The sequence below is a fragment of the Mucilaginibacter sp. genome, assembly GCF_036383575.1.
Taxonomy (GTDB): Bacteria; Bacteroidota; Bacteroidia; order Sphingobacteriales; family Sphingobacteriaceae; genus Mucilaginibacter.
The window spans coordinates 1-6,025 of the sequence record NZ_DASVOB010000497.1 but is presented as its reverse complement, the minus strand read 5'-3'; the positions used below and the strand labels follow the sequence as shown (position 1 = coordinate 6,025).

The 6,025-nt window shown below is 43.1% G+C and carries 5 protein-coding genes; 2 read left to right on the top strand and 3 right to left on the bottom strand.

Annotation, left to right across the window (positions count from 1 at the left end):
- Window positions 1–347, bottom strand: a 347-nt coding sequence (locus VF500_RS17760) for a cyclic nucleotide-binding domain-containing protein (protein WP_330860961.1), incomplete at its 3' end; no start/stop codon positions are given.
- Window positions 348–396: 49 nt separating this feature from the next.
- On the bottom strand, window positions 397–630 hold the full coding sequence (locus tag VF500_RS17755) for a hypothetical protein (RefSeq protein ID WP_330860960.1): 234 nt from the start codon (window positions 628–630) through the stop codon (window positions 397–399).
- 167 nt (window positions 631–797) lie between these two features.
- On the opposite strand from VF500_RS17755, the gene VF500_RS17750 reads away from it, so the two are divergent.
- On the top strand, window positions 798–2,654 hold the full coding sequence (locus VF500_RS17750; protein ID WP_330860959.1) for a chloride channel protein: 1,857 nt from the start codon (window positions 798–800) through the stop codon (window positions 2,652–2,654).
- 212 nt (window positions 2,655–2,866) lie between these two features.
- Here the strand turns inward: VF500_RS17750 and VF500_RS17745 are convergent, their stop codons facing one another.
- A complete protein-coding gene (locus tag VF500_RS17745; RefSeq protein ID WP_330860958.1) occupies window positions 2,867–5,131 on the bottom strand; it encodes a CRTAC1 family protein in 2,265 nt (754 codons plus the stop codon).
- A gap of 589 nt (window positions 5,132–5,720) precedes the next feature.
- On the opposite strand from VF500_RS17745, the gene VF500_RS17740 reads away from it, so the two are divergent.
- A complete protein-coding gene (locus VF500_RS17740; protein WP_330860957.1) occupies window positions 5,721–6,002 on the top strand; it encodes a DUF4242 domain-containing protein in 282 nt (93 codons plus the stop codon).
- The last annotated feature ends 23 nt before the right edge of the window (window positions 6,003–6,025 follow it).

Genomic DNA, 6,025 nt, shown 5'->3' with positions numbered 1-6,025 from the left:
CTTTCAAAAAAGGGCATTTCGATATAGCAAATTATACCTGCCTCAATGGCCGTGGCCGAAACCGGGTAAAACTCGGTACTACCTAAGCCAAGGTGCCCAACAATATCACCTTCGCGGGCAAAGCGGAGGACGAGCTCTTTTTCCTTATCCCACTTTTTATGAACTTTTACAGTGCCCGAATAAACAAAGTAAATGCCTGTAACGGGATCGCCCTCTTTAAAGATCTGCTGCCCCTTTTTTACAGCAATATTTTGCCTGGCGGCGCTAATGGCCGGGATCCAATCGGGCAGGCAGTGTGTACATAAAAAGCAAGTTCCCAAATCGCATTTATCTTTGTTTTTCGCCATTTATTGATTTGTATCTAATTGGTCGCTTTTATTAAAACGTGCTAATTTATTAAAAGCGCCGGCCTTTTGGCTGTTTCCAGGTGGCCATATTAAAAATAACCCCGAGACTTAGTAATACGGAGCCGCCAAAAACCGGCCATGGGAACGAGCGGACGCCGTTAATGTAGATGGTCCACGGGTGAGAATCAAAAGGGTTAACGGTATTCAGGTTTCTGAATAACAGTAACCCGGCAATGATGCTTGCAGCACCTAAAACAGAAAGAATGATACTGGTGATTTTCATAATTATTGTTTGTGCAATGTTTTTTGTTAGAAATTAAGCAAAGGTTGAATAATTATATTGCATGTGCAATATAAAAATGAAAATAAAATTTATAAATGAGGCTTGAAGTATTACCTTTGCAATAAAACAAGGCAGTTCCCTGGAAATAATGCGGAACTAATTACAACATGGAAACAAAACAGAACGCCATCCCGGTTTCACCCTCATTAAATGATCTTTACAATTTTAAATCTGGCTTAAAAGGCACCAGGCAAATGAAAACAAGACTGATATTTATATCTGCGCTCTGTATTTTCATTGCATGCCTGATCAGCGTAATAGCTAAGGGGCTTGTTTATCTTATAAACATTGTTACAAATATTTCATTTTACGGGATGCTGGATGCCGGTTTTCACAGCCCGGCCAACAATCATTTAGGTTTATGGGTAATTGTTATACCGGCTATAGGCGGTGTTATAGTAGGCTTTATGGCCCTTTATGGCTCAAAGGCTATCAGGGGGCATGGTATACCCGAGGCCATGGAGCAGATCCTGGTAAATAAAAGTAAGATAAAGCCAATTATAACCTTTTTGAAGCCGGTTTCATCGGCTATAGCAATAGGTACAGGTGGCCCGTTTGGTGCCGAAGGGCCTATTATTGCAACCGGCGGAGCGCTTGGTTCAACTTTTGGTCAATTGTTCAAGATTTCCCCCCACGAGCGCAAAATTATTTTGGCGGCGGGGGCAACGGCGGGTATGTCGGCCATATTTGGTACGCCCATAGCCGCTGTATTTTTGGCTATTGAGTTATTACTGTTCGAGTTTTCGCCCAGGGCTATATTGCCAGTGGCATTGGCTTGTATCACAGGGGCGGCAGGGCATCATTTATTGTTTGAAGCAGGGCCGGTATTTCCGATGCCTGATGTAGATACACCTTCAAATACTGCCCTGGCTGTTTATAGCATCATTGGTTTAGTCATTGGCTTTTTATCATTGGGACTTACCAAAATAGTTTATTTTATTGAAGACAATTTTGAAAAGCTGCCCATCCATTGGATGTGGTGGCCTGCAATTGGTGGGCTTGCCGTAGGCCTTATAGGTTATTTTGCACCGCACACGCTGGGCGTAGGCTATGATAATATCATCAGTATCCTTTCGGGTACATTGTCATTAATGCTGATTGTTCGTTTGTGCTTTTTCAAATTCCTTTCATGGGCTATAGCCCTGGGCAGCGGTACCTCTGGTGGTACGCTTGCTCCCTTGTTAACCATTGGTGGAGCAGCAGGTGCATCTTTGGGTGCATTGGTGCAGCTGATATTTCCTGAAGCGGGCGTGAGTGTTCCGATAGCCGCGCTTATTGGTATGGCAGCTATGTTTGCTGGTGCATCAAGGGCTTATTTAACCAGCATCACCTTTGCGCTGGAGGCTACTATGCAATCGCATGCATTGCTGCCCCTGCTTGGTGCCTGTACAGCATCATACCTGGTGTCATTCTTCCTGATGGAGAATACCATCATGACTGAAAAAATCGCCCGCAGGGGGGTATACACACCGGATTCTTACGAACCCGACCTATTGCAGACATTGACTGTGGCTGATGTTAGCAATGAAGTAGGTGAAACTTTAAAAAGTAATAGTACCATTGCCGAAGTAAGGGCCTGGCTCATTGAAAATAGCATCACCCAAAGCTTTTTTATCGTAACCAATAATGATGGTACATATGCAGGTACGGTTGGCCTGACCGATATTTATAACCATAGTATCGCCGCTGAGTTCACTATCGGTAGTATAACCCGGGCAAGTAAACAAGCAGTAAAAAACAATGACCCGCTGAAACGTGTTATGGAGATCATGGCTGAAGAGTCGGTAGAGGTATTGCCTGTTATTGACGCTGGAAATGCCATCGCCGGAAAAATCTCCTATAAAGAGATCTTAAATACCTATTACCGGCATATTGAGGAAAACAGGCAGGTGAATACCCAGATCTCGCTTAAGCGGCGGAGGCTCAAAATGGCCGCCCATGGCCGAAGCAAGGCTAAATCTTAAATGTTGTTTAAATTTAACTGTTTTAAAGTGTAGAGACGCATCACATGCGTCTCCCGCATACAATTCCTGGATTTAATAACTTATAAAGCGGCTTTGTCCTATGAGAGACGCATGTGATGCATCTCTACATAAAACTAAACGGGTGGCTGTATTTAAATATAAACCCTGTCTGAAATTACTTCGGGCAGGGTTCTTTTTTTTCAAAAATCCAATTAATTAGTTTTAACCTGTGCGGTTAGCGAAACCGGTAGGCAAACTGTTGTTCCCGGCCTGATCTTAAACTCAAGCGATTTCAGTTTTACAGGGTGAGGGGTATTATCGCCCTCTGTTATGTGTAAAAACTGGTTGGGGGCTATGTTTCTGAAATATTGCTTTTCTGTTGTTCCGGCCCATTTTATCTCTATTTCGGCAATTGATTTAGCCTGGCCTATTCCTATTTCCTGTTGCAGGGGCGATGAGCCGAAACTGCCGCCCGAGTTTACATCTTTATAAACACTGCGTTTTACGCCGTTTTCGATAAAAGTAAGTTTAATGCGACTGCCAATGGCAGCTTTGTTGGCTTTTGTACCTTCCAGTTTCAGACTTATCCAGTTGTTATTGTTTTGGCCGGGGTTTACGTAAAGTGGATTAGCATACGAATCGCCGTTATAGGTGCCGCCCATTTCTTCGTAAATATCCTGTTTACCCACATTTCTGAAATCGGCAAAGGCTACACCATGACCTTTTTGGAGGTTGCCAACCCGGGCTGATGTGGTTACATCGGCAAAGCGTTTGCCATCCATATTGCGGAAAAGCTTATTAGGCACCAGCGAACGGAAATCGGGGTTCCCGGTACCGAAATACATATCCGGATAACCATCATTATCAATATCGCCAAAGTTGCAGCCCATGGCAAACACCACTTTGGCGAGCCCGGCCTCGTCAGTAATATCTGTAAAAGTGCCGTTTTTGTTGTTCCTGAACAGGAAAATATTACCCGCTCCTTTTACCGGCTTGCCCAAAGCTTCGGCGGCGGCGAAGTAGCCGAGGGTAGTGGTATAGCTTTTAAAATTAAAGTTACATGCCACGAGGTCGGGGTAGCCGTCGTTGTTATAGTCAAAAAACCAGGTGCCAAAGGTTGCGCTTACGTTGCCTGCAAAACCTGCTTTATCGGTTACGTTTTCGAAGTTTACGTTTTGGCCGGGCTGTGTGGTATTATGCAGCAGGAATTTTTTTCCATCGATACATGATACAAAAATATCGGGCTTGCCATCGTTATCATAATCGCCGGAGGTGACACCTTTAACAAAACCAAAAACATCGCAATGGGCTTGTTCGGCCACGTTTACAAAGCCGTTGCCATGATCGTTGATGTATAAGGCGCATTTTTCAATATCCTCTGGTGTTTTGCTTTCATAACCTATAAAAACATCAAGCCATCCATCATTATTAAAATCGGCCCAGGTGGCAGTTTGAGTTGAGTGATAAAAAAGAAGTCCCGTTGGTATGGTTACATCTGTAAAAGTGCCGTCGCCATTGTTGCGGAGCAGGGAGCTTGGTTGATTGCCGAACCCCTTATCAAGCCAGGCACCGCGTAAAACAAAAATGTCGGGCCTGCCATCATTATTGTAGTCTGTTTGCTGAATGTTGAGGCCGCCGGTTATTCCTTTTAAGCCGCTGGTTGCTGCAATGTCGGTAAAAGTGCCATCTCTATTATTCCTGAAGTAATGCATCACATCATCAAAGCCCATGCCTGATGTGATGATATCGATATAACCATCGCCGTCAAAATCATCGGCAATGGTACCCCCAGCTTTATTATTAATGCTTAAATTAAGACTGGGGCCGGCATCAATGAAGGGTTTTACCTTATAACCGGTATCTATATTCAAATTAGGGATTAACAGGTTATGCGGCACTTCCTGCGGATACTTGCCCAAAGTCATGTATGCGATATTCAGCAGCCACCTTGATTCCAGATCATCAGGATTGTCTTTCAGAATCTGTTCATAAACCTCAATTGCTTTGGTCGATCCCGTTTTAACTATGTGTACCCCTTCATCCCGGATGGGGAACACACATGAGGAGCCGGTGTGGTTAAGCATACAATTGGTGCGTTCGCCAACGCGCATGTAGGCGATGGCTACCTCCGGCAGCATTTGTTTGCTCACTGCCGGGTCCATTCTGTCGAGTAGGTTTTGATAAATAGATGCCGCTTTTTCTTCCTGTCCAACCCTTACCAATAGCGATGCCTTTGAATAATTCAGAAAATTGATATTGCCCTGATCGGTTGCCGTGCGCAGGTCCGAATCGCAGTGCAGCAGCTGAGCTTCGGGGCAGTTAGAGTTTAGTCTGCTAAATGTCCGTTTACCTTCGTTAGCCAGGATCCTTACCATCTCTTCATGAGATGATCCTCCGCACGAGGAAAATAACCCCATCGAAAAGATCATCAGCATAAATAAACAGCTTTTTACGGCACAGACATATGTGTATCTCAAAGCATAACAGGTTAAGTAAACAGTTTTAAATTGGCATGGACCGGTTGGCAAGATGGTTAATATATCAACCCGGTTAAAATGGATATTCCCATTTTAAATAGATATAAATGTACTTTAAATAAAGTTAATATTTATTATTAAGCAATATTGTAACATCTGTGCGATATTGATATGATGGGTTTATGCGTCATTTTAAACGAATAACCCTATCAGCGAAACCCCTCCCTACACCCTCCCAAGGGAGGGAATCGCACAATCCCGAACTTTTTTATTTCTTCCGACCACCCATGGAGGATAGACAAGAAATTTTCGCACAAACTTTTCCGAATTGATCTAATTACACGAATTTTAAATCGACATCAATAAATAATTCGTGTAATTCGATTAATTGTGGCCGATGTGAAAATCAATTCGTGTAAATTTTTTTCACAGTTCTGACCATTATAAAGGAGATTAAAGCGATTTTTTAAATGTGCATTTTTTTATGTATATCTTTGATTAAGATATTATTATGCTGTTTTGGATGGTGCCCTGTAACACCATTTACCTGATAGAGATAAACCAATTACTAACCCTTAAATTATTCCTCATGAAAAAATTTGTTATTGAACGGGATCTACCCGGTGCGGGTAATTTGTCGCCCGAAGAATTGCAGGCAATTTCGCAAGCGTCATGTTCAGTTGTGAATGAATTGGGTAAACCATACCATTGGATCCAGTCGTTTGTTACTGCCGATAAGATCTACTGTATTCATATTGCCGAAAGTGAAGATGTTGTGCGCGAGCATGCTTTGAAAGGAGGTTTCCCGGTAACCAGCATTGCAGAGGTTAAAGCGATCATTGATCCGACAACAAGTACTATGACCGTATAAAACAAAAACGGCCCGGATTTAAA

Excerpts from the sequence above, each read along its gene's own strand:
- VF500_RS17755 (WP_330860960.1), bottom strand. The coding sequence starts at position 630 with ATGAAAATCACCAGTATCATTCTTTCTGTTTTAGGTGCTGCAAGCATC.
- VF500_RS17750 (WP_330860959.1), top strand. The coding sequence starts at position 798 with ATGGAAACAAAACAGAACGCCATCCCGGTTTCACCCTCATTAAATGAT.
- VF500_RS17740 (WP_330860957.1), top strand. The coding sequence starts at position 5,721 with ATGAAAAAATTTGTTATTGAACGGGATCTACCCGGTGCGGGTAATTTG.